This window comes from Aurantibacter sp. (assembly GCF_042094015.1).
Taxonomy (GTDB): domain Bacteria; phylum Bacteroidota; class Bacteroidia; order Flavobacteriales; family Flavobacteriaceae; genus Aurantibacter.
This window is the reverse complement of sequence record NZ_JBELDZ010000006.1, coordinates 1-25,879: the sequence shown is the minus strand read 5'-3', so window position 1 is coordinate 25,879 and position 25,879 is coordinate 1. Positions and strand designations below refer to the sequence as shown.

The following is a 25,879-nucleotide window of genomic DNA, read 5'->3' as shown; positions in this document are numbered from 1 at the left end:
AATTATGTGTGGAATTGTAGGTTATATAGGTAAAAGGGAAGCCTTTCCAATAGTGTTGGAAGGCTTGAAACGATTAGAATATAGAGGTTATGATAGTGCTGGAATAGCATTATATGATGGATCAGATATAAAACTAACAAAAACTAAGGGTAAGGTATCGGATTTAGAAACAAAGGCAAACTCTGAAATATCATTAAAAGGATCTTTAGCAATTGGACATACACGTTGGGCTACACATGGCGTTCCTAACGATGTAAATTCTCACCCGCATTATTCTAATTCAGGTGATCTTGTTATTATTCATAATGGAATTATTGAAAATTATGAATCTATAAAACAAGAATTAATTAAGCGTGGCTATACTTTTAAGTCAGACACAGATACTGAGGTTTTAATTAACTTAATAGAGTATGTTAAAATTAGTGAAAAGGTAAAACTTGGTAAAGCTGTCCAAATTGCATTAAATCAGGTTATTGGAGCATATGCCATAGCTGTCTTTGATAAAAACAAACCAAATGAAATAGTAGTTGCTAAACTTGGAAGCCCATTAGCTATTGGCGTTGGTGAAGATGAATTTTTTATTGCAAGTGACGCATCCCCTTTTTTAGAATATACTAAAAAAGCTATTTATCTTGAAGATGAAGAAATGGCTGTTGTAAGACTAAATAAAGAGATTAAAATTCGTAAAATAAAAAACGACGAATTAGCAGAAACTTACATTCAAGAACTTCAAATTAATTTAGAGCAAATTGTTAAAGGTGGTTATGAGCATTTTATGTTGAAAGAAATTTACGAACAACCAAATGCAATTAAAGACACTTATCGAGGCAGACTTTTAGCAAAAGAAGGTATTATTCGAATGGCTGGAATAGACGATCATTTAGAAAAGTTTTTAAATGCAAATCGTGTTATTATTGTTGCCTGTGGTACATCTTGGCATGCGGGTTTAGTTGCTGAATATATTTTTGAAAACCTAGCTAGAATTCCCGTAGAAGTAGAATATGCTTCAGAATTTAGATATAGAAATCCTGTAATTACGAATAAAGACGTTGTTATTGCTATATCACAATCAGGAGAGACAGCAGATACTTTGGCAGCAATTAAATTAGCAAAGCAAAATGGCGCTTTTGTTTTTGGTGTTTGCAATGTTGTTGGTTCAACAATAGCAAGAGAAACTCATGCTGGAGCTTATACTCATGCGGGTCCAGAAATTGGAGTAGCATCCACAAAAGCATTTACAACCCAAATAACAGTGTTAACTCTTATTGCTTTGAAGTTGGCAAAAGAAAGTGGTATAATGTCTAAAAGTGATTTTCAGTATTATTTACAAGAACTAGAGTTAATTCCTGGAAAAGTAGAAAAAGCTTTAAAATCAGACAAACACATCTTAGAGGTTGCAAAAAAATACAAAGACTCTAAGAATTGTTTATATTTAGGTAGAGGTTATAATTTCCCAGTAGCTTTAGAAGGGGCACTAAAACTTAAAGAAATTTCTTACATACATGCTGAAGGTTATCCAGCTGCAGAAATGAAACACGGACCAATTGCTTTAATAGATGAACAAATGCCAGTTTTTGTAATTGCTACAAAAAAAGGACACTACGAAAAAGTAGTTAGTAATGTTCAAGAGATTAAAGCAAGAAAGGGAAAAATAATCGGAATAGTTACCGAGGGCGATAAAGATGTAAAATCAATAGCAGACCACGTTATAGAGGTTCCAGAAACGCTTGAAGCATTATCACCTTTATTAACAACAATACCACTACAATTATTATCTTACCACATAGCGGTCTTATTAAATAAAAATGTAGATCAGCCACGTAACTTAGCAAAATCTGTTACTGTTGAGTAGAAGATTGTAGTTTACAAAACATTAACTATAAATTAAAGCATATTCAGTTTATGAATATGCTTTTTTTGTTAAATCTTACTATGCACGCATAATTTTATCTCTAAAACATTATGTTAATTTAACAAAAAACGTATATTGTCGCTTAAATAATCTAACTAAATTAATAATATGAAATCAATCTTTTCTATTTTATTGTTGTTTTGCTTTGGGATTACCGTTGCACAAACAACAATTTCTGGTACTGTTCTAGATGATAGCAGTCAGCCAATTCCATCAGCAAATGTAATTATTGTTGGTACTGCAACAGGTACATCAACTGATTTTGATGGAAATTTCAACCTAACAACTGATCAGACTCCTCCATTTACTATTCAAGTTAGTAGTGTTGGCTTTACAGCAACTGATATTGAGGTGACATCAAATAATCAAAAAATTGATATTGTTTTACAAGAAGGAACATCTTTAGATGAAGTCGTAATATCGGCGTCAAGAACTCCTGAACGTATTTTCGAGTCTCCTGTAACTGTTGAACGTTTTGGTTTGAAAGAAATTAAAAATACAGCATCAGCTGATTTTTATGACGGGTTAGAAAACCTAAAAGGAGTCGATGTTAACACAAACAGTTTAACTTTTAAATCTATTAATACTAGAGGTTTTGCAACTTTTGCCAACACTAGATTTATGCAATTGGTTGACGGAATGGATAATTCTACTCCAGCACTAAACTTTCCAATAGGTAATTTAGTAGGAATGACGGAAACTGATGTTTTGAGTGTTGAATTACTTCCTGGTGCTTCTTCTGCGCTTTATGGTGCAAACGCTTTTAATGGAATATTATTTATGAGAAGTAAAAACCCGTTTGACTATGAAGGTATAAGTGCTTCATTTAAGCAAGGAATTACGTCTCAAGAAGCAGCAGGTGATAATCCTTACACAGATTTAAGTGTAAGAATAGCTCATAAATTCAGTGATAAATTTGCTGCCAAAATTAATTTTGGGTATTTAAAAGGAACTGATTGGCAAGCAACAAGCGAAGTGGATAAAATAGATCCAACTAGAACAAGAGCAAATACAGATTATGATGGAATTAATGTTTATGGTGATGAGGTAGCTGCAAATATAAATGATTTATCTGGTGGAACAGGTATTGTTCCAGATGTAGTTGTTAGTAGAACAGGTTATAATGAAAGAGATCTTACTAATTATAACGCAGAAAGTATTAAAGCAGATTGGGGGTTATATTTCAGACCAATAGAAGGAAAGAGTTTAGAATTATCTTATGTAGGTAAAGTTGGTACAGGTAGTACTATTTACCAAGGAACAAATAGATATAATATTAATGGGTTCTTTCAGCAACAACACAAATTTGAAGTAAAAAATGACAATTTTTTCGTAAGAGCTTATGAGGTTTCTGATAAAGCCGGAGATTCTTATGATATGGTATTTACCGGGATTAATATAAATAGAGCTTGGAAAAGTGATGAAGATTGGTTTGGGGAATACATTGGCACTTATGCAGGAATAGAGTTAGCTGGTAATCCGCTTGGGCTTACAGATCAGCAAAAACATGATGCAGCAAGAGCACAAGCAGATACAGGTCGATTTTTACCAGGATCAGCTCAATTTAAAGGAGCATTAAGTAAAAGTGTTAATGACCCAGACTTAGCAACAGGTTCTAAATTTCAAGATGCTTCAAAATATTTCCACGGAGATGCCAATTACAATTTTAGTCACTTAACAGACATTGCAGACATTCAAGTTGGAGGATCTTTTAGACGATACAATTTAAATTCAGGAGGAACTATTTATACAGATAAATTTAGTCCAATACAATATTCAGAATTTGGTATATACTCTCAAGTTCAAAAAGAATTTGAAGTTGCAGAAGATATGGATTTAAAAATTACAGCTTCTGGACGTTATGATAAATCAGAGTTATTTGATGGGTTCTTTTCTCCAAGAATTTCTGCTGGCTTAACAGTTAATAGAAATCATAATATTAGAGCCTCTGCACAAACAGGATTTAGAAACCCAACAACACAAGATTTATTTATTGGTTTAGATGCAGGAAGAGCAATTTTAGTAGGTTCTGCAGAAAGTAATTTAGATAGATATTCTAGAGATTTTACTGCCAATGATGGAACAGTATACACACAAACAGGAGCCGCAGCTTATAACAACTCATACTCGGCAAGTTCTGTAACTGAATTTGCAGAAACAGGTAACCCAGCTGTTTTAGAAGTTGCTAATCCTAACACTGTTAATCCAGAGAAAGTAACATCTTTAGAGGTTGGTTATAGAGGTAAATTCAAAAAAATAATTGTTGATTTTGGTACATATTATAACAGATATCAAGATTTTATTTCTCAAGAAGTTGTAATAGCTCCTTTCTATGGCTCTGTTAATGATGCTTCTGGTATTGCAGCAATTGCAAATAGCGATTTTCAAGCATATAGCACGTACACTAATTCTGATGTTGATGTTAATTCTTACGGTGCATCTATTGGGTTATCTACAAAAATATTAAAAGGTTTTGATCTAGGTGGAAGTTATACGTTTACTAAACAAGATTTTGATAGAGATTCTAACCCAGACTTCCAAACAAACTTTAATACACCAGAACATAAATTTAAAGCATCATTTGGGCACACTGAGGTTGTAAAAAACTTAGGGTTTAACATTGCATATAGATTTAGTGATGATTATTTCTGGGAAGCAACATTTGGAAATGGTATCGTACCAGAATTTCATGTATTAGATGCACAAGTAAATTATAAAATCCCTTCTTTAAAATCTATTATTAAGGTAGGAGCTACCAATTTAACGGGACAAGAATATTTCACTGCTTTTGGTACAGGTAATATTGGTTCTATGTATTATGCATCAATAACAATTAATAACTTATAAGATGAAAACATTAAAAAACATTAAATATATAGGACTTATTGCAATTGCAGTAAGTTTTACAGCATGTAATGATGAAACAGATTTTGAAAAGTTTTTAGATCAGCCACCTGTGGTTTCAGAACCTTTACCAGCTTTAAGCGCTGGATCTGCAGATTTTTCTAATTACGTATCAATTGGAGCGTCTTTTACAGCGGGTTATACAGACGGTGCTTTGTTTAAAGCGGCACAAGAAAATTCTTTTCCAAACACCTTATCTAAACAGTTTTCTAAAGTTGGCGGAGGAGATTTTTCTCAACCATTAATGAATGATAATATTGGTGGTTTAGTTTTTGGTGCTACAGTACTTGCAAATCCAAGATTATTTTTTAACGGAAGTGGACCGCAGGTTTTGCAAGCAGTACCTACAACAGATATTACAGTTAGCTTAGCAGCTGATGGTAGTATTTTTGAAAATGTTGGAATCCCTGGTGCTAAAAGTACTCATATAGATTTTAATGGATATGCAACAGCTAATCCATATTTTGGTAGAATGGCAAATTCACCAACTGTTTCTATGTTAGAATATGCTATAGCACAAACACCAACTTTTTTCTCTTTATCTGAAATTGGTGGAAATGATGTATTAGGTTACGCTACAACTGGTGGAGATGATACAGACCCTATTACACCAGAAGCAACATTTGATTTTGTCTTTAACGATATGGTTAATCAATTAACTGCAGTGTGTCCAAATGGAGTAGTTACAAATGTACCATATATTACAAGTTTACCTCATTTCACTACAGTTACTCATAATATAATACCATTAGATGCTGCTACTGCAGGCTTTTTAAATAGCGCAAGTGCTTATGGTGCCTATAACGCTGGTATCCAAGGAGCTTTTGCTTTCTTAGTAGCTAATAATGCTATTAGTCAGGCAGATGCAGATTTAGAAATTGCAAAACGTACTATTGTTTTTGCAGAAGGAGAAGGAAATGCTGTTGTTATTATGGATGAAAGCTTAACAGACCTTACAGGTATAAACGCACAGTTAGTAAGTATGAGACAAGCTACAGCAGAAGATTTAATTGTATTACCTGCAGCAAGTTTTATTGGTACAGAAGCTGTACCAGGAAATCCAACAACGGTTAATGGGGTTGGAATTCCTTTAGCAGACAAATGGGTTTTAATTCCTAGTGAACAAGAAAATATAAAAACAGCAACAGATGCTTACAATATTACAATTGCAAATGTTGCAGCCTCTAAAGGCTTAGCATTTGTAGACTTAAATGCTATCCTAGTTGAGTCTTCTAGTACTGGAATTGTTTTTGATAATTATAACTTAACTACAGACTTAGTTACTGGAGGTTTAGTTAGTTTAGATGGAATTCATTTAACAGCAAGAGGTTATGCTTTAATGGCTAACAAATTCTTAGAAGCTATAGATTTAACTTATGGCTCTAACTTTGTTGCATCTGGAAATGTTTCATCTGCAGAAGATTTTGGTGTAACATATTCTCCAACATTACAATAAGATTTAATTGTCTTAAAACTAAAAAAAGCACCTTCAATTTGAAGGTGCTTTTTTTAGTTTTAAAAAAGCTGCTAATTCAACTTTTTTATTAAATTAAAACCTCTATCTTTGCAGCCGAAAACCGAAGTGTTTTCAAATCAATTAAATACCATAATATTAAATAGATAAGTAATGTCAAAAGTTACAGGTAAGGTTGCACAGATTATTGGTCCAGTTATCGATGTAGAATTCGGAGCAGGTTCAGAACTTCCAAAAATTTACGATTCATTAGAAATTAATAAAGCTGATGGAACAAAATTAGTATTAGAGGTACAATCTCACATTGGTGAAGATTCAGTACGTACTATTGCAATGGATTCATCGGATGGTTTAAGTAGAGGAACAGAAGTTGTTGCAACTGGTGCCCCAATACAAATGCCAGTTGGTGGAGATGTTTACGGACGTTTATTTAACGTAATTGGAGATGCTATTGATGGTTTAGGTGATTTACCAAAATCTGGAGATGCTGGTTTGCCAATTCACAGAAGTGCGCCTAAGTTTGAAGATTTATCAACTTCTACGGAAGTATTATTTACTGGTATTAAGGTAATTGATTTAATTGAACCTTATGCAAAAGGTGGTAAAATTGGATTATTTGGTGGAGCAGGAGTTGGTAAAACAGTTTTGATTCAGGAATTAATTAACAACATTGCAAAAGGACATGGTGGACTTTCTGTATTCGCAGGAGTAGGAGAAAGAACACGTGAAGGAAACGATTTACTTCGTGAGATGTTAGAGTCAGGAATTATCAAATACGGTGATGACTTTATGCATTCTATGGAAGAAGGTGGATGGGATCTTCAAAAAGTAGACAAGTCTGCTATGAAAGATTCTAAAGCAACTTTCGTTTTTGGACAAATGAATGAGCCACCTGGAGCACGTGCACGTGTAGCACTTTCAGGATTAACTATAGCCGAATATTTCCGTGATGGTGCAGGTGAAGGACAAGGAAAAGATGTTTTATTTTTCGTAGATAATATTTTCCGTTTTACACAAGCAGGTTCTGAGGTTTCAGCATTATTAGGTCGTATGCCTTCTGCCGTAGGTTACCAACCTACATTAGCTACTGAAATGGGAGCAATGCAAGAGCGTATTACATCAACTAAAAGAGGTTCTATTACATCTGTACAAGCAGTTTACGTACCTGCAGATGATTTAACGGATCCAGCACCAGCAACAACGTTTGCTCACTTAGATGCAACAACAGTATTATCTCGTAAAATTGCAGAATTAGGAATTTATCCAGCGGTAGACCCATTAGATTCTACTTCAAGAATTCTTACAGCTGATATTTTAGGTGATGAGCACTATGATTGCGCACAAAGAGTAAAAGAATTATTACAGCGTTATAAAGAGTTACAAGATATTATTGCTATTCTTGGTATGGAAGAATTATCTGAAGAAGATAAAATGGCTGTAGGTAGAGCAAGACGTGTACAACGTTTCTTATCTCAACCTTTCCACGTAGCAGAACAGTTTACAGGTCTTAAAGGAGTTTTAGTAGATATTAAAGAAACTATTAAAGGTTTTAATATGATTATGGATGGTGAATTAGATCACTTACCAGAAGCTGCATTTAACCTTAAAGGCTCTATTGAAGACGCTATTGAAGCAGGAGAGAAAATGTTGGCAGAAGCTTAAAATTAGTTAGTGGTCTTCAATTTTCAGATTTTAACAGTTGTTAATTGTATACTGCAAACTGCAAACTAAAAGAATATGTATTTAGAAATTGTATCACCTGAGGCAACATTATTTAGCGGGGAAGTAACAAGTGTTACTTTACCAGGTATTGATGGCGATTTTCAGTTATTAAATAATCACGCACCAATAGTTTCTGTATTAAAAGCTGGAATGGTTAAAATTGGCGGTAGTGTTGAAATTAGCGAAGATGTAAAGGATAAATTTACTATTGATGCTAATAAAAACACAGTGTTAGATATTAACTCAGGTACTATAGAAATGAAAGATAATAAAGTAATTGTTTTAGCTGATTAAATAAATTACTTGTTATATATTACAAAAAACGCAAAGCTTAGCTTTGCGTTTTTTGTTTTAGGAATATAAGTTTTATACTTTTTTAATTACGTTGGTTACAATGCCCCAAATTAAAAAGTTATTATCTTGTGTAATTTTTATAATAGGATAATCAGGGTTTTCTGGTTGTAACCAAATCCCTTGTTTATCTACACGTAAACGCTTTACTGTAAATTCCCCATCTAGAAAACATACCGCTATTTTATTGTTAATAGGTTCTAAGCTACGATCTATAACTAATAAATCGTTATCATCTAAACCTGCGCCAATCATAGATTGTCCGCTAACTCTTGCGTAAAATGTTGCCTCTTTGTTTTTTACCAACTCATCGTCTAAAGACAATCTATTTTCTGTAAAATCTTCTGCAGGTGAAGGAAATCCAGCTGAAATTCCAGTGTCAAAAAACTGAGCTGATGCGCCATCTATAGTTTCGGGCGTAAAAAAAGTTAAACTTCCAGATTTATGTGCTATCATTTTACAACAATTATATCGTTAATGTTTGTGGTGTATTTAGGCGATAAACGTTCTTGTTTCATTTTCCAAGTACGTTGTAAATCTTGATTACCTAATTTAATTTTAAAGGTACCATATTTTTTGTTCAAACTATCTATACAGTCCATTAAAGGAATGTGTTTACTGTTATCTTTTTCGAATAAATTTAACTGGTAACTGTTGGCTGGTATAATGCCAGTTACTATAACACCTGCTTTTTTGTAATCTATATCTTTCTTAATCATTTGTGCAACTACGGTTACTGCAGCTTTACTAATAACCAAAGATGAGTTGGTTGGTGTGGCCAAATTTATAACTCTACTTTCACCGTGTTGTCTTCCGTTTTTATCGAATCTATTACTACGTAATATTACAATTATACTATGGCAGTTGGATTTTTGCTTTCGTAGTTTTTGTGCACAATGTGATGCAAATGTAGACATACGTTCTTTAATATCGCTTGGGTTTTTTAACGTACCTTTAAAACTTCGTGTAGTGGCAATCATTTTTTTATCCTGATGATTATTTTCCAACTTTAATGTTTCAACACCATTTAAATCACGATGCAATCTTGCTTCTATAACAGAAAATTCTTTTTTAATAATGACTTCTGGAATTTGTGTAAAATCGAAAGCCGTAACACAACCTTTTTGTTTTAAGCGTTTGCTTAACCTATTTCCAATCCCCCAAACAGATTCAATTTTAATCCACTTTAAAGCTTTAATACGTTTATCGTTTGTATCAATAATACAAACACCAGATTTACTTTTTCGAGCAATTTTATTAGCAATTTTAGATAAACCTTTGGTTGGTGCAATACCAACAGACGTTGGAATACCAGTCCATTTTAACACACGGCTTCTTATTTGTGTTCCATAATTTGTTAAGTTGTAATTTTGAAAGCCTTTAAGTTCTAAAAAAGATTCGTCTATACTATAGACCTCTAGATTTGGAGTGAATTGTTTTAGAATAGACATTACACGATGACTCATATCACCATACAAAGGATAGTTAGACGATAATATTTCTATTTTATTTATTTTACAAAATTGTTCCCATTTAAAAATAGGTGCACCCATTGGTAAATTTAGTGCTTTAGCCTCATCACTTCGTGCAATAACGCAACCATCGTTATTACTAAGAATAGCGACAGGTTTTCCTATTAGGTTTGGATTAAAAACCCGTTCGCACGAGGCGTAAAAATTATTACAATCAACTAAAGCATACATACGTTTGTAAAGATAATTTAAAAGAGTGTTGAGATTGCCGATGTTAATAACTTGAACTGTTAAATTTTAAGCTGTTTTTCTAGTTGTGAGATGTCTTATTTTTAAAGTATCTTTACAGCTATAAAATTAAACAAATGATTTTTACGCAAAAAGCAAATGCTATTTTTCAAGATGTTATTACAACATATCACGTTGTAAATACCGTAGATCAAAGTTTTACAAATAAATATGATAAAACCGACGATTTAATAGCCCATTTATTATACAGAAAATGTTGGATAGATACGGTACAATGGCATTACGAAGATATTATTAGAGATCCACAAATAGATCCTATTGCAGCTATCACTTTAAAAAGGCAGATTGATGCTTCTAACCAGGATAGAACAGATATGGTGGAGTTTATAGATAGTTATTTTTTAGAGAAATATAAAGATGTTACTCCAAAAGAATCAGCTAAAATTAATTCTGAAAGTCCAGCTTGGGCAATAGATAGATTATCAATTTTAGCTCTTAAAATTTACCATATGAATGAAGAAGTAGAGCGAAAAGACGCTTCTGATTCTCATATTTCTGCTTGTCAAGCAAAGTTAAATATTTTATTAGAGCAACGTGTAGATTTAAGTACTGCTATAGAAGATTTAGTTTCAGATATTGAATCTGGCGATAAATATATGAAAGTATATAAGCAAATGAAAATGTATAATGATGATGAACTTAATCCAGTATTAAGAGGTCAGAAATAAGCAGGGTTTTAATGCCAAAACAAAAACATATTTTAGTTATACGTCTCTCAGCAATGGGAGACGTTGCTATTTCTGTACCTGTGCTACGTGCATTTATGTTACAAAACTCTAAAGTAAAACTCACTGTTTTAACACGACCATTTTTTGCACCTTTATTTAAAGGTTTGCCAAATGTATCTGTTTTTAAAGTGGATCTAAAAGGAAAACATAAAGGTGTTTTAGGTGTTTATAAATTATCTAAAGAATTAAAAGCTTTAGAAATTACTGAAGTAGCAGATTTACATAATGTTTTACGTACAAATATCTTGAAGTGTTTTTTCTTAGGGAAGACTTTTAAACAAATAGATAAAGGTAGAAAAGAAAAAAAAGCACTTGTTAACGGTAAACAATTTAAACAACTAAAAACTTCTCATGAGCGCTACGCAGATGTGTTTAGAAAATTAGGGTTTAAATTAGATTTATCTAAACTAGAATATCCAAAACCAGAAGCCTTTCCTCTTTTATTTTCAATATTAAAAATAGATATAACTAAACCATTAATTGGTATTGCTCCTTTTGCACAATATGAGTCTAAAATGTATCCTTTAGATAAAATAGCAGAGGTTATTAAGTTTTTAAGTCAAGATTACAATGTCTTATTATTTGGTGGTGGAAATAAAGAAAAAGAACAATTAAGCTTGTTTGAAAAAAACAATGCTAATGTCTATAATATGGTTGGTGAGTTTACTTTTAAAGATGAACTCGCAATTATATCTAATTTAAAATTAATGCTAAGTATGGATTCTGGTAACGGACATTTAGCAGCTATGTTTGGTGTAAAAGTGGTTACTATTTGGGGAAATACACATCCATTTTCAGGTTTTACACCTTTTAATCAACCAATAGAACATCAATTAATTCCAAACAGAGAAAATTTTCCTTTAATACCAACAAGTATTTATGGTAATAAGTATCCTGAAAATTATAAAACCGTTGCTGGAACAATTAGTCCAATAACGGTTTTAGAAAAAATCAAATCTTTAATTTAAACTCTACTTTTTAGCATTAATTAAATCTCTTAATTCTTGTATTTGTTTTTTTAACTCCTCAACTTCAGATTTTAAATCTTCAACTTGTTCTTGCTGTTCTTGAATTGCTTTAACAGTCACTGGAATAATTTGTGTAAACTTAATTCCTGATGGCTTATTGTAAACAATATGCGTTTTGTTTCCTGACTCATCTAAGCTTACCCAATCAGATGTTTTAACAGCTTCTGGTAATACATTTAATAATTCCTCAACATAAAAACCTAATTTATCTTCCTTGGTGTTTTCTGGGATTGCTTTTCCCTTAATAGTCATTTGATCTTTATAACTAATAGGTTTTAATTGCATTAATATAGATAAACCTTTATTTAGGTCTTTGGTTGTTGAGAGTTTTCCAGATGTTCTAGAGTAAGTGTTTGTTGGTGTAATAAAATCGTCTGCAAAAACATCGTCCCAACGTCTAGTTGTTCCAGAAAAAGGATCTGCTCCTAAATCTGAGCTAAAATCATCCATTGGACTAAAACCTCCACCTTCATAAAACAATTCGTTAGTTCCATCAACAACATACTCTATAGAGCCAAGAGCGATTGATGTTCCACCAGAAGAACCATTATATGCCCCTAAAACAAATTCTTTAGTAAAAGGGCCACCGCCAAAAGTATCTGAAAAACTAGTACCATCATCAGAGTCTACAAAAGCACCACCAGCCCCAAAATTGGTATAGCCTTCGGAGAAATTAGTTGTCATTTGTGGTTGACCAGAGTTGTCTTCAAAAGTAATATCACCAGTTCCTGTACCTTCAAAATATAAATCACGAGAATTTAAATCGATATATGTAGCTTGTGTTAATGCTCCACCTAATCGTACAGTTCCACCAGACTCTGTAATTCCATTTTCAAAAGAATAAGTTCCGCCGCCAGAAGAAGGAATTGTAACAGTATTTCCATTAGATATAGTTAAATCATTTCCAGATATACTTAATGTTTGACTATCTGTTCCAGAACCTCCGCCACCAGATGGAGCCATCCAAGTTGCGTTACCATTTGCATCACTTGTCATAACATAACCATCTTGTTGTTGCCCATCTTCTAATCTAAAAGTATAGGCTCCTGCAGAAGCTACTGAAGTTTCTGTCACTAAGACATTATCTAAACTTGCACCATAATCAAAAGTACCATTATACTCAAATCTTAAAGAGTAAGAGTTACTTGCAATTACCGTAATAGAGCTAGAATAGCTTGTATTAGCATCTGCTGTGGTATTAATTAAATTTGCACCTTGCTGTGAGCTTAAAGTGTTGTTGTATAAATAAACCCTAAAAGAATCTCCCGATGCTCCAAAGTTATTATATCTATAGTCAAAACTTATATCTATTGTTGTGTTGGTTGGAGAAGTTGTAAGATTTATTATAGCTGTAGCGTTTTGAGTACATCCACTTTCGTCTGAGTCTATATATAGCCAATTACCTGAACAAGAAGTACAATTTACGTTAGCATCTCCAGTAGTAGTATTCTCCCAACCATCTACAGTACAGCCAGTACTAGAATTATTTTCTACAACAGTGTAGCCTGTAAAATCTTCGTTTAGTAACTCTACTAGCCCACCAACGCTTCCCGGAACTGTTGTTCCAACAATGTGCAGTGTAGCATCAGGATTTGTTGTTCCTATTCCAACTTGTGCATTTGACATGGTAATTGTTAAAAAAACTAAAAGTGTGTAATAATAAATTGTCTTCATAATTTTAAAGATTAATTCTTTAAACTCAAATTTAAATGTATTGTTAGCACATCTTTAATATAGTAGGTTCAAGATTACAGAATTAATACTATTTTCCTTAAATTTGAACTTCTAAAATGTGGTTTTGAGTGAAAAACGCAATTATTTGTATATCATTTATAGTTTTTTTAATTTCTTTATATCACTGCATAAAAAAGTTAAAATCAAGAGTGGAATTAGCTTTCTACTTTTTATGGTTTTTGCTTTTTGCTTGTTTAATTGTTTCTGCAGATTATAATGAAATTTTAATAGAACCTATAATATATACGGTTTCTTTAATGTTTTTTGTAATCTTGACATTATTACCTCCAGTCTTGTATCATATTGTATTTAGTTCTTTAGAAGTAAAGCCTTTTGATAAAAGAAGTTATTATTTGCCAGCTACTTTATTTATTGTAAATACATTTTGTGTTATTTATTTTGGAGTTCAAAAAGATGAAGAGAATTTCACTTATGAAGTGGTGGAAAATGTAATGACTTATGTTAATTATATTACCATATTATTTATATTTCCCATAACAACTGTTTATTTTAGTTACTTATCATTTAAAAAATTAAAACCTATAAAATTTAGCCGCTTTATAAAACCTAAAAGTACAGAAGATTTTTTACTTGTTTTTGTGCTTTTATACGATTTGTATATTGTTATATGGGTTTTTCAAAATTATATTTTACCAGACTCACTATTTAAATCATTTTTAAAAGGTTACTATCTTTTTTACTTTGTTTTTTCCTATTGGATACTCTATAAAGTGTTTAAAAAAAGTAATTTATTGAACATAGATGAAAATAGTGATTTTCAGTTTGATTTAGAAGAATTAAACAATAAATTAGAAAAGGCTATTTTGGAAGATAAAGTATTTTTAAACCCCAAGCTTACGGTTAAATTATTAGCCACACAGATAGATTCTAATGAAAAATACATGTCGTATTTAATTAATAAAAAGTACGATAAAAACTTCTCTAACTTTATAAACGAACACCGAATAGAGTTTGCAAAAAAAATATTGGTAGATAAAGACTATAACCAATATACTATTGAAGCTATTGGAGGACTATCAGGATTTAATTCTAAATCTGGTTTTAACACATTTTTTAAAAAGTATACAGGATTAACGCCATCTCAATATAAAAAAGAAAAAGTGCTATAAAACCGCTTTTTTTATTCAGTTTATTACACTCTAAACATCATCATAATCAACTATTATTGTTGTACTAGTAGGATGTGCTTGGCAGGTAATAATTAAACCTTCTGCAACTTCGGCATCAGTTAAAATAGAATTTTGTCGCATTTCAGCAGTTCCTTCTTTAACACGAGCAATACAACTGCTGCAAATTCCGCCTTGGCAAGAATATGGTGCGTCTAGATCTTTTTCTATAGCAGCTTCTAAAATGGTATTTTTTTGAGACATAGAAAAGGTTTCTTCTTCGTCGTCTACAATAACTGTTATTTGTGTTTCTCCAGTTGCGCTAACATCGTTTTTAGCTGTGTTTTTTGCAGCTTTAAATAATTCAAAATAGATTTTATCTTCAGCTATATCATAAGACTTTAAAACATCGGTTACAGTATAAATCATTCCTTCTGGTCCGCAAAGATAAAAGGAATCAAAAGCAACGTGTTTAAACTTATTTTTAACAATTAGGTTTACAGTACTTTCTTCAATTCTCCCAAAAATAGCATTAGACTCTTCACTTTGACTGTATAAAAATTGAATATGAAAACGTTCTTTATATTTATGGTGTAAATCTAAAAGCTCTTGTAAAAACATAGTTTCTGCTATGTTTTTATTTCCATAAACTAAAACAAATTTACTATTTGGTTCTTCTTCTAATATAGATTTTGCAATACTTAAAACTGGTGTTATTCCGCTACCTGCGGCAAAAGCAGCAATACTTCTGGTTTTTGTAGTGTTTGGTTCAAATTTAAAGCGTCCTTGTGGAGTAGAGACTTCTAATGTATCACCAGCTTCAAGGTTAGAATTGGCATAATTTGAAAACAAACCATTTTCTATAGCTTTAATTCCTACTTTTAATTCGCCACTTTTTGGAGATGAACATAAGGAGTAATCTCTTCTAATTTCTTCACCATTAACAGTTGTTTTAAGCGTAATATATTGTCCAGCAATAAAAGTATATTGAGAAGCTAAATGACTAGGAACAACAAAACTTAAAGTTACTGCTTTGTTTGTTTCCTTATTTATAGATTTTATGTTTAGCGTATTAAATTGTGCCATTTTTAATTTTTTTACAAAAATAGTGAAGCTAATTGTATTGCATACTGATTTTTGTCATAAAATACAGACTTAAGAGTTGATCGTTTATATGAAAACTCATAAAAATTGTTAAAAAAGATTTATTCAGAATATTCTATGTAACAAAATGTAACTTTGTAAGACAAATGTTTTAAGACTAAAAAACTTCAACTTAAATGATAAAGCAATTTATAAGTTTAGAATGGAAATCTTTTATTAGATCTGCATCTTTTAAAACAAACCTAGCCCTAAAGATTTTAATGGCTATTGGTGCGTTTTTTATGATTCTCTGTTTTTTAGGAATTGGCGTTGGCGCATATTATTTAATAGAGAAAGTACTAAAAAAAGACCCATTAGTTGTTGTTAATCAATTTCTAATATTTTATGTGGTTGTAGATATAGCAATTCGCTATTTTATGCAAAAAATGCCTGTAGTAAATATTAAACCATTTCTATATTTACCGCTTAAAAAAGATACTATTATTCACTTTGGAATAGGAAAAACAATAGTGTCTTTTTTCAACATACTACATGCTTTTTTCTTTATTCCGTTTTCTGTAGTATTAATTATAGAAGGACACAATGGTTTAAATGTTATAGGTTGGCACTTAGGCGCAATGGCACTTATTTATTGCAACAACTTTATTAACATATTTGTAAACAGTAAAGATGTTGTTTTTATCAGTGTATTATCTGTAATCGCTAGTTTAGGTGCGCTAATGTATTTTAATGTTTTTGATATTACTATTTACACATCTCAAATATTCGAAGCCTTCTATAATCAACCATACCTAGCATTAATTCCAATTGTATTTGCTGTGTTTCTATACAGATTGGCATTTAACTATTTTAAAAAGCATTTTTATTTAGATGCTGGATTAGCAACAAAAGTAAAGATTGGCGAGACAGATAATATGACTTGGCTAGATCGTTTCGGAAGCGTTTCAACCTTTTTAAAAAATGATATAAAATTAATAAAACGAAACAAGCGTTCAAAAACTACAGTAATAATGAGTGTTGTTTTTATATTTTATGGCTTACTCTTTTTTACTGGAGCAGTAGAAATGTATGATGGACCTTTTTGGCGCATTTTTGCAGGTATATTTATTTCTGGTGGGTTTTTATTCAGTTTTGGACAATTTGTGCCAAGTTGGGATAGTGCTTATTATCCGTTATTAATGAGTCAGAATATTAAATACAGACTGTATTTAGAGTCTAAATGGTATTTAATGGTGATTGCCACAATAGCTTCTACCGTTTTAGCTTCATTTTATTTGTATTTTGGTTGGCAAGCTTATGCAGCTGTTTTAGCAGGAGCAATCTATAATATTGGAGTAAATTCTCATATTGTACTTTGGGGTGGAGCTTATATTAAAACACCAATAGACTTAACATCTAATAAAAAAGCATTTGGAGACAAAAAAGCATTTAATGTAAAAACCTTATTATTAACCATTCCTAAATTATTATTACCAATGGTAATTTACGCTGCTGGACATTTTTTATATGGTGAAGCTTTTGGTTTTATATTAGTTGTGTTTTTTGGATTACTAGGATTCTTATTAAAAAATAAAGTATTTGCAATTATAGAACGTGTTTACAAATCGGAAAAATATAAAACTTTAGCTGCCTACAAACAAACAAATTAAAGATATGATTATAACAACAAATTTATCTAAAACATATAACAGTAATACGGTTTTAAATATAGATTCTTTAGATATTCCTAAAGGTCAGAGCTTTGGTTTAGTAGGAAATAATGGTGCAGGAAAAACAACCTACTTCAGTCTGCTTTTAGATTTAATTCAACCAACAACTGGACATATAATAAGTAATAATGTTCAAGTTAATGAAAGTGAAGACTGGAAGCCTTTTACATCTGCCTTTATAGACGAAACCTTTCTGATTGGTTACTTAACTGCCGAAGAATATTTTTATTTTATTGGAGATTTAAGAGGTCAGTCTAAAAAAGAAGTTGATAAGCTTTTAGCTCAATTTGAAGATTTTTTTCACGGTGAAATTTTAAATCAGAAAAAATATTTACGCGATTTAAGTAAAGGAAATCAGAAAAAAGCAGGTATTATAGCCGCATTAATTGGAAATCCTGAAATTATTATTTTAGACGAACCTTTTGCTAATTTGGATCCAACAACACAAATTAGATTAAAAGAGATTATTAAAGATTTAGCTAATAAGAACGAAGTAATGGTTTTAGTTTCAAGTCACGATTTACAACACGTAACAGATGTTTGTGAGCGTATTGTTGTTTTAGAAAAAGGAGAAATTGTAAAAGATTTAGAAACTAATGCAGCAACACTTAAAGAATTAGAGGCTCATTTTTCTGGTGAAACCTTAGTTTAGATTTATAAAAAATAGCCCTAAAAAACTCAACTTATAGAAATTTCTATAGGTTGAGTTTTTATTTTAAAAGCTGTTGATTTATCATTTAAAATTTAGAATTAGCAATTTATTAAGCTATTAAAAAAAAGATGCTTATTTTTACGTGCTTTCAGAACTACACATACTAATTGTATTAGTTTTAAGTTATATTATTATAAATATATTATCACATTGAAAATAGGATTTAAAATAGCTGTTTTTGCTTTATTTATAGCATTAAGTTTGCAAAGTTGTTCTCGTAAAAAAGACAAGTTTATAAGTCGGAATTACCATGCTTTAACCACAAAATATAACGTTTTATTTAATGGTTATAATGCCTTAAACCAAGGTAGAGACGCTTTAAATAAAGCTTACACAGACGATTATTGGGAAATTTTGCCAGTAGAACGCATGCAGGTTACAGAGGAAATAATACTTCCTGGGCAATCTAAAAACGCAGATTTTACTAAAGCTGAAGAAAAAGCAGTTGCAGCCATACAAAAACACGGAATGAATATTGGCGGAAAAGAAAAAAACCCGCAAATAGACGAAGCTTATTTATTATTAGGGCAAGCCAGATATTTCGATCAGCGTTTTATTCCAGCTTTAGAGTCGTTTAATTACATTCTTTATAAGTATCCTTTAAGCGATAAGATTAACCAAGCTAAAGTATGGCGAGAAAAAACAAATATTCGTTTAGAAAACAATGAAATTGCCATAAAAAACTTAAAAAGATTATTAGAGCAAGAAGAGTTAGAAGGACAAGAATTATCAGATGCAACATCAGTTTTAGCTCAAGCTTATATTAACATAAAATCTATAGATAGCGCATTAACACAAATTAAAATTGCAGCTTTAGAAACTAAAAAGCCATTTGAAAAAGCACGTTTCAATTTTATAAAAGGTCAGCTTTATAATAACTTAAAAGAAACTGACAGCGCCAATATGGCTTTTGATGAGGTTATAAAACTTAATCGAAAAATTCCTAGAAAATACTTAGTGTCTGCTTATGTAGAAAAAACTAAGAATTTTGATTATGAAAACGGAAATAAATTAGAGTTTGAAGAACACTTAACGCGATTAGAAGAGTATTATGAAAACAGACCATATTTAGATAGAATTTATCATCAAATTGCGGATTATAATTTAAAAACCAATAAAGACTCTACTGCAATATCTTATTATAATAAATCTTTAAGAGCAACAACATCAGACAAAAAATTAAACGCAAAAAACTACCTTATTTTAGGAGATTATTATTTTGATAATGCAAATTATCAAACTGCTGGTGCGTATTTTGATAGTACAATGGTTAATCTAAAACTAAATAGCAAACCGTACAGAGTTATAAAACGAAAAAGAGAAAACCTAGAAGATGTAATTACTTATGAAGGTATTGCCGAAGTAAACGATAGTATTTTAATGCTAACTAGAATGTCTGAAACAGAACGTTTAGATTATTTTACTGCATACACAGATAAATTACAAGCTGAAGCTGAAGCTGAAAAAGAACGCTTAGAGATTGAAGCTAGGAAAAAAGGATTAGCAACAAACGATTTTGATGCTGGTAACTTTGTAAAAAATAAATCTAACCCTTCAGGTTTAAGTTCTGCTTTCTATTTTTACAATCCAACAACAGTTGCATATGGAAAAAATGAGTTTTCTAAAGTTTGGGGAGAACGTAAAAACAAAGATAATTGGCGATGGTCAAGCAATAGAAATGTTTCGTTTAACAATGATGCAATTGCAGCTATAGGTACTACAATTTCTCAAGACTCTTTAAAAACTTTCGATCCTCAATTTTATATAGATCAAATTCCTACAGAAGAAAAAATTATAGATAGCTTAAAAACAGATCGTAATTACGCTTATTACCAATTAGGTTTAATTTATAAAGAAAAATTTAAGGAATACGGATTATCTAAAGATAAGTTCCAGAATCTATTAAAAAGTAATCCGGAAGAAAAGTTAGTATTACCTTCTAAATATAATTTATTTAAGATAAATGAGTTGTTAAAAGAAACTTCTCAAGCTACATTTTATAAAGAAGATATTATATCTAATTATCCAGAATCTAGATATGCTAAAATTTTAAGCAATCCAGAATTTGCAAAAACTTTAGACACTGAAAGTCCAGAATATTTATATGCACAAACCTACAAATTGTTGGAAGAACAAAATTATGCAATGGTTATTTCAGAATCTAACAATTACGCTTCGTATTTTTCAGATGAACCTATTCAGCCAAAATTCGAGCTACTAAAAGCAACAGCACAAGGACGCTTGTTTGGTTATAAAACATACACAACAAGTTTAAATGCAATTGCTTTAGATTATGCGAATACGCCAGAAGGGCAACTTGCCAAAGAATTAGTTAAGAGCTTAGAAAAAGTTAAAGACACTACATTTGTAGATTCTAAAGAATCAAAGCATTTTAAAGCTATTTACACGTTTAAAACAGATGAGTTTGATAAAATAGAAGACTTTAAAAAACAATTAACAGAATCTGTTAAAACTATAAGTTATTATGATTTGACAGTTTCTGAAGATGTATATAACCCAGAAACAAAATTTGTAGTAGTACATGGAATTTCAAGTGTACAAGGTGCAAAAGGCTTTGCTTTATTGTTAAAAGAAAATGAAGCGATCGAAAATAACAAAAAGACTAAAAAAAATAAAACAACATTAAAGTTAGATAGACCAGCATTTGGAATATCATCAGAAAACTATACCATAATTCAAACCCATAAAATTCTAAATAACTATTTAGAATTAAAATAAGTATTGTAATGAAACGAGGACAACAAGACACTTCTGCTATTCAAAATATAATTGCTAAAAAAACACAAATTACTGGCGATTTTATAAGTGAAGGCGATATTAGGATAGATGGAATTATTGAAGGAAATGTAAAAACAACAGGAAAAGTTGTTGTAGGAGCAGAAGGAAAAATAATTGGAACCTTGGAAAGTAGTTGTGCTTATTTTGAAGGTTCTTTTCAAGGTGATATGAAAATTGCAGGATTATTAACTTTAAAAAGCGCCGCTAAAATTGAAGGAGATGTAATTACTGAAAAATTAGCAGTAGAACCTGGAGCAACATTTAACGTGTCTTGTAAAATGACATCATCTGTAAAAGACTTGCAAAGTGGCGGAAAAACCCAAAAAACAGCTTAATAAATTTATAAGATTTACGTCTATAGGTCTACAAATGGGATTAACCATATACCTAGGTAGTAAACTAGGCGAATGGTTAGATGTAAAATTTAACAATCAAGATCAGTTATATTATAAAATAGCATCTATGTTAGCTGTATTTATTGCAATAGGTTCAGTAATTTTTCAAGTCCTTAAAATAACCAATAACGATAATAAAAACTCTAAATGATTAAACGCATTGTCTTAGTACTTATAGCAATTGTATTACTTTTTATTATTAGTTATACGTTACACTATTCTTTACTTAATCAAGAATTAGTTTTTTCATTATTTAATATTTATGTGTTTCATGCTATTTGTGCAATCTTAATTTATACGTGTATAGAAATAGTAGCAGATAAGTTGCCAAACCAAGCCGGTTATGCTTATTTAATGTTAATGTGTTTTAAAATTGGTGCATTTGTATTAATTTTTCAAGCTTCTGTGTTCTCTATAGAAGTTCTGTCTCAAACACAACGCGTAGCGTTAGTTGCACCATTATTTATTTTTTTAATAGCAGAGGCAATTGCTGTAGCAAAGTTGTTAAATAGCAAATAGTTAACAGCTATATTTATTTTAAATCCCTTATTTTTTTTCAACAGATAAAAGTAACACAAAAAAGCGTTTGGTTTTTTAAATTATTCCGTACATTTGCACAAAATTTACGAAGAATAAATTTTATAAGTTTAGAAAATTATGATGGTAGCAACAAAATCTATCAAGTTTATAGCGGTATTGGTTTTAACACTTACTTCATTCGTGGCATTTGCTAATGGTGGAGAAAAAGATGGTGGTAATGTTGATACTAAAGAAGAGATTCAGGATTACATAAAACATCATTTAGCAGATTCTCACGATTTCTCTTTGTTTTCTTACACAGCAGATAATGGTGAGAGAAAACACGTTGGTTTTCCTTTACCTGTTATTGTTTGGACTAAAGATGGTTTAAAATCATTTATGTCTTCAGCTTTTCATCATAATGATGACGGAACAGAAATAGTTACAAGAGGAAACACTAAACTGGTTAAACTTCATAGCAAAATATATGAATTAGATGCTGGTGCAACTTCAGTTAGTTTTGATAAAGATCATCACGCTACAAATGCACATAAAGTATTAGATTTTTCTATTACTAAATCAGTTTTTGGAATGTTATTGGCCGGGTTATTAATGTTATTGGGTTTCACAGCTTTAGCAAGAGGTTATAAAAAAAGTAATGGAATACCAAAAGGAGTTGGAAGAGTTTTAGAGCCGTTAGTGCTTTATGTTCGTGATGAGATTGCAAGACCAAACATTGGTGAGAAAAAATATAAAAAGTTTATGCCTTATTTATTAACGGTATTTTTCTTTATTTGGATATTAAACTTATTAGGTTTAACGCCATTAGGATTTAATGTAACTGGACAGATAGCAGTTACGGTTTGTTTGGCCTTAGTTACTTTAGTTGTGTATATTACAAACGGAAGTAAAGATTTTTGGGCACATACATTATGGATGCCAGGAGTTCCTAAAATATTACGTCCAATTTTAGCAGTTTTAGAATTAGCTGGATTTTTACTAATTAAACCATTTTCTTTATTAGTACGTTTATTTGCAAATATTACTGCAGGACATTCAGTTGTAATGGGAATTGCAGCACTAATGTTGTTATTGAAATCTGAATTTGGAACAGTTGGGGCAACAGGAATTTCATTCTTGTTAACTATGTTTTTAACTATAATAGAATTATTAGTAGCGTTTTTACAAGCGTTTATTTTCACAATGTTAACTGCGCTATTTATTGGAATGGCTGTAGAAGAACATGATCATGACCATGCAGATTCGCATAGTCATTAATAAATTAGAATTTGTTTAATTAATAATTATAAAAATCAAATTAGTATGTACAATTTAATTGGAGCAGGATTAATCGTAATCGGAGGAGGAATCGGACTAGGTCAAATCGGTGGAAAAGCAATGGAAGGAATTGCTAGACAACCTGAGGCTGCTGGTAAAATCCAAACAGCGATGATCATTATCGGAGCATTATTAGAAGGTTTAGCATTTGGTGCTTTACTTTTAGGAAAATAATTCCGAGAAAAACCTAAAACAATTTCTGTAACGGTTGGTTACAGAAATTGTTTTTAACAAATTAAACAAAAAAAGTATTTAAGTATTATGGATATATTTAACGATTTTTCAATAGGGTTGTTTGCTATGCAATTAGTAATCCTACTTCTTTTATTATTTTTATTAGCAAAGTTTGCATGGAAACCAATTATGGATGCATTAACTGAGCGTGAAGAAGGAATACAAAATGCATTAGATGCAGCTGAAGATGCTAAAGTTGAAATGCAAAACTTAACAGCTTCAAACGATAAGTTGTTAAAAGATGCAAGAGCAGAACGTGAAACGATGCTTAAAGAGGCTCGTGAGATGAAAGATAAAATGATCTCAGAAGCTAAAGAAGAAGCACAAACACAAGCTAATGCTATGATTGCTCAAGCACAATCTGCAATTGAAGGTGAGAAAAAAGCTGCTATGGCAGAATTAAAATCTCATGTTGCTGGTTTATCTGTAGAGATTGCAGAAAAAGTAGTACGTCAAGAATTATCTAATAAAGACAAGCAATTAGAATTAGTTGAGTCTATGTTAGGTGAAGCAACTTTAAATTAAATATAAGTATGTCAGGAACAAGAGCAGCCATACGTTATGCCAAAGCAGTTTTAGCTTTAGCTCAAGATCAAAATACAGCAGAAACTGTAAATACAGATATGAGTTTAATTGCTAATACGGTTAATGGAAGTAAAGAATTACAAGATATTTTACAAAGTCCTGTAATTAGTGCTGAGGTAAAAAAATCGGCCTTATTAGCAGTGTTTCCTAACACAAAAAAAAATACAGTAGATTTAATCAATACATTAATTGCAAACAATAGATTAAATATGTTTGGAGCAGTTGCTTCTAAATATGTTAGTTTATATAATGATGCTATTGGAAATCAAACTGCAACAGTTACTACAGCAATAGCTTTGTCTGGAGATTTAGAAACTAAAGTTTTAGCTAAGGTTAAAGAATTAACGGGAAAATCAGTTACAGTAACTAATATTATAGATGAAACTATTTTAGGTGGTTTTATTTTAAGAGTTGGAGATTTACAATACGATGCAAGTATTGCTAACCAATTAAACAAATTAAAAAGAGAATTTACATTAAACTAAAGGCTTAGAAATTAGATGTATCTAACGTCTAACTTTTAGCGAATTAATATTAAATAAAATGGCAGAAGTAAAACCAGCTGAAGTATCAGCGATCTTAAAACAACAACTTTCAGGTTTTGAAGCTAGTGCTTCATTAAATGAAGTAGGAACAGTATTAACTGTTGGTGATGGTATTGTACGTGCTTACGGATTATCTAATGCACAGTATGGTGAATTAGTAGAATTTGAAGGTGGCTTAGAAGGTATCGTTCTTAACTTAGAAGAAGATAACGTAGGTATTGTATTATTAGGTACAGCTTCAGGAGTTAAAGAAGGTTCTACAGTAAAAAGAACAAATCGTATTGCATCTATTAATGTAGGTGAAGGAATTGTTGGTCGTGTTGTAGATACTTTAGGTAACCCAATTGATGGTAAAGGACCAATTACAGGAGAAACTTACCAAATGCCATTAGAGCGTAAAGCGCCAGGTGTTATTTATAGAGAGCCAGTAACAGAGCCAATGCAAACAGGGATTAAAGCAATTGATGCTATGATTCCTGTTGGTAGAGGACAACGTGAGTTAGTAATTGGAGACAGACAAACAGGTAAAACTGCGGTTTGTATTGATGCTATCTTAAATCAAAAAGAATTTTACGATGCTGGTGAGCCAGTATATTGTATATATGTTGCTGTAGGTCAAAAGGCTTCAACAGTAGCTTTAATTGCTAAAACATTAGAAGAAAAAGGCGCTTTAGCTTATACTACTATTGTTGCAGCAAACGCATCAGATCCAGCAGCAATGCAAGTTTATGCACCTTTTACAGGAGCATCTATTGGAGAATATTTTAGAGATACTGGTAGACCAGCTATGATTGTTTTTGATGATTTATCTAAACAAGCAGTTGCTTACCGTGAAGTTTCTTTATTATTAAGACGTCCACCAGGACGTGAAGCTTACCCTGGAGATGTATTTTATTTACACTCAAGGTTATTAGAACGTTCTGCAAAAATCATTAATAATGATGCTATTGCTAAAGAAATGAATGACCTTCCAGATTCTATTAAAGGAATTGTAAAAGGTGGTGGTTCTTTAACAGCATTACCAATTATTGAAACACAAGCAGGAGATGTTTCGGCATATATTCCAACAAACGTAATTTCTATTACAGATGGACAAATTTTCTTAGATGGAGATTTATTTAATTCTGGTGTACGTCCAGCAATTAACGTAGGTATTTCTGTATCTCGTGTTGGTGGTA

23 protein-coding genes are annotated in these 25,879 nt (G+C 31.3%); 19 read left to right on the top strand and 4 right to left on the bottom strand.

From position 1 onward, the window contains the following. The first annotated feature begins 4 nt into the window (after nucleotides 1-4). The 5 genes from glmS (at nucleotide 5) to ACFDSN_RS01840 (ending at nucleotide 8,306) form a co-directional block, all read left to right on the top strand. Nucleotides 5-1,852: a glutamine--fructose-6-phosphate transaminase (isomerizing) gene (gene glmS / locus ACFDSN_RS01860; protein WP_375238122.1), complete on the top strand. Its 1,848-nt coding sequence runs from the start codon at nucleotides 5-7 to the stop codon at nucleotides 1,850-1,852. 168 nt (nucleotides 1,853-2,020) lie between these two features. Next, nucleotides 2,021-4,759, top strand: a complete 2,739-nt coding sequence (locus ACFDSN_RS01855; protein WP_375238121.1) for a TonB-dependent receptor — start codon at nucleotides 2,021-2,023, stop codon at nucleotides 4,757-4,759. Nucleotide 4,760: 1 nt separating this feature from the next. Next, complete coding sequence (locus tag ACFDSN_RS01850; protein ID WP_375238120.1) at nucleotides 4,761-6,272, top strand: SGNH/GDSL hydrolase family protein; 1,512 nt, start codon at nucleotides 4,761-4,763, stop codon at nucleotides 6,270-6,272. A gap of 171 nt (nucleotides 6,273-6,443) precedes the next feature. Next, complete coding sequence (atpD, locus tag ACFDSN_RS01845; protein ID WP_375238119.1) at nucleotides 6,444-7,952, top strand: F0F1 ATP synthase subunit beta; 1,509 nt, start codon at nucleotides 6,444-6,446, stop codon at nucleotides 7,950-7,952. Nucleotides 7,953-8,027: 75 nt separating this feature from the next. Continuing rightward, a complete protein-coding gene (locus tag ACFDSN_RS01840; RefSeq protein WP_375238118.1) occupies nucleotides 8,028-8,306 on the top strand; it encodes a F0F1 ATP synthase subunit epsilon in 279 nt (92 codons plus the stop codon). A gap of 72 nt (nucleotides 8,307-8,378) precedes the next feature. Here ACFDSN_RS01840 and ACFDSN_RS01835 read toward each other — a convergent pair whose 3' ends face one another. Together ACFDSN_RS01835 and ACFDSN_RS01830 are read right to left on the bottom strand one after the other, a co-directional pair. Further along, complete coding sequence (locus ACFDSN_RS01835; protein WP_375238117.1) at nucleotides 8,379-8,819, bottom strand: LexA family protein; 441 nt, start codon at nucleotides 8,817-8,819, stop codon at nucleotides 8,379-8,381. After that, the gene (locus ACFDSN_RS01830) at nucleotides 8,816-10,066 is read right to left on the bottom strand and encodes a Y-family DNA polymerase (RefSeq protein WP_375238116.1); all 1,251 of its coding nucleotides are present in this window, start codon (nucleotides 10,064-10,066) and stop codon (nucleotides 8,816-8,818) included. Before ACFDSN_RS01830 ends, ACFDSN_RS01835 begins: the two co-directional genes overlap by 4 nt. A 137-nt stretch (nucleotides 10,067-10,203) precedes the next feature. On the opposite strand from ACFDSN_RS01830, the gene ACFDSN_RS01825 reads away from it, so the two are divergent. Together ACFDSN_RS01825 and ACFDSN_RS01820 are read left to right on the top strand one after the other, a co-directional pair. Then, nucleotides 10,204-10,812, top strand: coding sequence for a DUF4254 domain-containing protein (locus ACFDSN_RS01825; RefSeq protein ID WP_375238145.1), 609 nt, complete (start codon nucleotides 10,204-10,206; stop codon nucleotides 10,810-10,812). Nucleotides 10,813-10,823: 11 nt separating this feature from the next. Continuing rightward, nucleotides 10,824-11,840, top strand: a complete 1,017-nt coding sequence (locus tag ACFDSN_RS01820; RefSeq protein ID WP_375238115.1) for a glycosyltransferase family 9 protein — start codon at nucleotides 10,824-10,826, stop codon at nucleotides 11,838-11,840. A gap of 3 nt (nucleotides 11,841-11,843) precedes the next feature. Here ACFDSN_RS01820 and ACFDSN_RS01815 read toward each other — a convergent pair whose 3' ends face one another. Continuing rightward, complete coding sequence (locus ACFDSN_RS01815) at nucleotides 11,844-13,574, bottom strand: hypothetical protein (RefSeq protein ID WP_375238114.1); 1,731 nt, start codon at nucleotides 13,572-13,574, stop codon at nucleotides 11,844-11,846. A gap of 209 nt (nucleotides 13,575-13,783) precedes the next feature. Between ACFDSN_RS01815 and ACFDSN_RS01810 the strand changes: the two genes are divergently transcribed. Then, nucleotides 13,784-14,764: a helix-turn-helix domain-containing protein gene (locus ACFDSN_RS01810; RefSeq protein ID WP_375238113.1), complete on the top strand. Its 981-nt coding sequence runs from the start codon at nucleotides 13,784-13,786 to the stop codon at nucleotides 14,762-14,764. A 30-nt stretch (nucleotides 14,765-14,794) separates the two neighbouring features. Here ACFDSN_RS01810 and ACFDSN_RS01805 read toward each other — a convergent pair whose 3' ends face one another. Then, the gene (locus ACFDSN_RS01805; protein WP_375238112.1) at nucleotides 14,795-15,847 is read right to left on the bottom strand and encodes a 2Fe-2S iron-sulfur cluster-binding protein; all 1,053 of its coding nucleotides are present in this window, start codon (nucleotides 15,845-15,847) and stop codon (nucleotides 14,795-14,797) included. A 194-nt stretch (nucleotides 15,848-16,041) separates the two neighbouring features. Between ACFDSN_RS01805 and ACFDSN_RS01800 the strand changes: the two genes are divergently transcribed. From ACFDSN_RS01800 to atpA, 11 genes are all read left to right on the top strand, one after another. Next, complete coding sequence (locus ACFDSN_RS01800) at nucleotides 16,042-17,514, top strand: DUF5687 family protein (RefSeq protein ID WP_375238111.1); 1,473 nt, start codon at nucleotides 16,042-16,044, stop codon at nucleotides 17,512-17,514. 4 nt (nucleotides 17,515-17,518) lie between these two features. Next, nucleotides 17,519-18,226, top strand: coding sequence for an ABC transporter ATP-binding protein (locus ACFDSN_RS01795; RefSeq protein ID WP_375238110.1), 708 nt, complete (start codon nucleotides 17,519-17,521; stop codon nucleotides 18,224-18,226). A 210-nt stretch (nucleotides 18,227-18,436) separates the two neighbouring features. Then, the gene (locus ACFDSN_RS01790) at nucleotides 18,437-21,025 is read left to right on the top strand and encodes a hypothetical protein (protein WP_375238109.1); all 2,589 of its coding nucleotides are present in this window, start codon (nucleotides 18,437-18,439) and stop codon (nucleotides 21,023-21,025) included. 8 nt (nucleotides 21,026-21,033) lie between these two features. Beyond that, nucleotides 21,034-21,420 carry a polymer-forming cytoskeletal protein gene (locus tag ACFDSN_RS01785; protein WP_375238108.1) on the top strand — a complete coding sequence of 129 codons (387 nt, stop codon included), beginning with the start codon at nucleotides 21,034-21,036 and terminating at the stop codon, nucleotides 21,418-21,420. Further along, on the top strand, nucleotides 21,392-21,631 hold the full coding sequence (locus ACFDSN_RS01780; protein WP_375238107.1) for an AtpZ/AtpI family protein: 240 nt from the start codon (nucleotides 21,392-21,394) through the stop codon (nucleotides 21,629-21,631). The genes ACFDSN_RS01785 and ACFDSN_RS01780 overlap by 29 nt, the downstream gene beginning before the upstream one ends. Then, entirely contained in the window at nucleotides 21,628-21,999 is a 372-nt protein-coding gene (locus tag ACFDSN_RS01775; RefSeq protein WP_375238106.1) for a DUF6168 family protein, read from the top strand. The genes ACFDSN_RS01780 and ACFDSN_RS01775 overlap by 4 nt, the downstream gene beginning before the upstream one ends. A gap of 138 nt (nucleotides 22,000-22,137) precedes the next feature. Beyond that, nucleotides 22,138-23,277: a F0F1 ATP synthase subunit A gene (gene atpB, locus ACFDSN_RS01770; RefSeq protein WP_375238105.1), complete on the top strand. Its 1,140-nt coding sequence runs from the start codon at nucleotides 22,138-22,140 to the stop codon at nucleotides 23,275-23,277. Between the two features lie 45 nt (nucleotides 23,278-23,322). Next, nucleotides 23,323-23,511, top strand: a complete 189-nt coding sequence (gene atpE, locus ACFDSN_RS01765) for an ATP synthase F0 subunit C (RefSeq protein ID WP_053973883.1) — start codon at nucleotides 23,323-23,325, stop codon at nucleotides 23,509-23,511. Nucleotides 23,512-23,598: 87 nt separating this feature from the next. Beyond that, the gene (locus ACFDSN_RS01760; RefSeq protein ID WP_375238104.1) at nucleotides 23,599-24,096 is read left to right on the top strand and encodes a F0F1 ATP synthase subunit B; all 498 of its coding nucleotides are present in this window, start codon (nucleotides 23,599-23,601) and stop codon (nucleotides 24,094-24,096) included. A gap of 8 nt (nucleotides 24,097-24,104) precedes the next feature. Beyond that, nucleotides 24,105-24,641, top strand: a complete 537-nt coding sequence (gene atpH / locus ACFDSN_RS01755) for an ATP synthase F1 subunit delta (RefSeq protein WP_375238103.1) — start codon at nucleotides 24,105-24,107, stop codon at nucleotides 24,639-24,641. Between the two features lie 58 nt (nucleotides 24,642-24,699). Next, nucleotides 24,700-25,879 (top strand): F0F1 ATP synthase subunit alpha (atpA, locus tag ACFDSN_RS01750; protein ID WP_375238102.1); only part of this gene is annotated, 1,180 nt, incomplete at its 3' end.

Coding starts and splice junctions, on each gene's coding strand:
- glmS (WP_375238122.1), top strand. CDS start 5: ATGTGTGGAATTGTAGGTTATATAGGTAAAAGGGAAGCCTTTCCAATA.
- ACFDSN_RS01855 (WP_375238121.1), top strand. CDS start 2,021: ATGAAATCAATCTTTTCTATTTTATTGTTGTTTTGCTTTGGGATTACC.
- ACFDSN_RS01850 (WP_375238120.1), top strand. CDS start 4,761: ATGAAAACATTAAAAAACATTAAATATATAGGACTTATTGCAATTGCA.
- atpD (WP_375238119.1), top strand. CDS start 6,444: ATGTCAAAAGTTACAGGTAAGGTTGCACAGATTATTGGTCCAGTTATC.
- ACFDSN_RS01840 (WP_375238118.1), top strand. CDS start 8,028: ATGTATTTAGAAATTGTATCACCTGAGGCAACATTATTTAGCGGGGAA.
- ACFDSN_RS01835 (WP_375238117.1), bottom strand. CDS start 8,819: ATGATAGCACATAAATCTGGAAGTTTAACTTTTTTTACGCCCGAAACT.
- ACFDSN_RS01830 (WP_375238116.1), bottom strand. CDS start 10,066: ATGTATGCTTTAGTTGATTGTAATAATTTTTACGCCTCGTGCGAACGG.
- ACFDSN_RS01820 (WP_375238115.1), top strand. CDS start 10,824: ATGCCAAAACAAAAACATATTTTAGTTATACGTCTCTCAGCAATGGGA.
- ACFDSN_RS01815 (WP_375238114.1), bottom strand. CDS start 13,574: ATGAAGACAATTTATTATTACACACTTTTAGTTTTTTTAACAATTACC.
- ACFDSN_RS01805 (WP_375238112.1), bottom strand. CDS start 15,847: ATGGCACAATTTAATACGCTAAACATAAAATCTATAAATAAGGAAACA.
- ACFDSN_RS01800 (WP_375238111.1), top strand. CDS start 16,042: ATGATAAAGCAATTTATAAGTTTAGAATGGAAATCTTTTATTAGATCT.
- ACFDSN_RS01795 (WP_375238110.1), top strand. CDS start 17,519: ATGATTATAACAACAAATTTATCTAAAACATATAACAGTAATACGGTT.
- ACFDSN_RS01785 (WP_375238108.1), top strand. CDS start 21,034: ATGAAACGAGGACAACAAGACACTTCTGCTATTCAAAATATAATTGCT.
- ACFDSN_RS01775 (WP_375238106.1), top strand. CDS start 21,628: ATGATTAAACGCATTGTCTTAGTACTTATAGCAATTGTATTACTTTTT.
- atpB (WP_375238105.1), top strand. CDS start 22,138: ATGATGGTAGCAACAAAATCTATCAAGTTTATAGCGGTATTGGTTTTA.
- atpE (WP_053973883.1), top strand. CDS start 23,323: ATGTACAATTTAATTGGAGCAGGATTAATCGTAATCGGAGGAGGAATC.
- ACFDSN_RS01760 (WP_375238104.1), top strand. CDS start 23,599: ATGGATATATTTAACGATTTTTCAATAGGGTTGTTTGCTATGCAATTA.
- atpH (WP_375238103.1), top strand. CDS start 24,105: ATGTCAGGAACAAGAGCAGCCATACGTTATGCCAAAGCAGTTTTAGCT.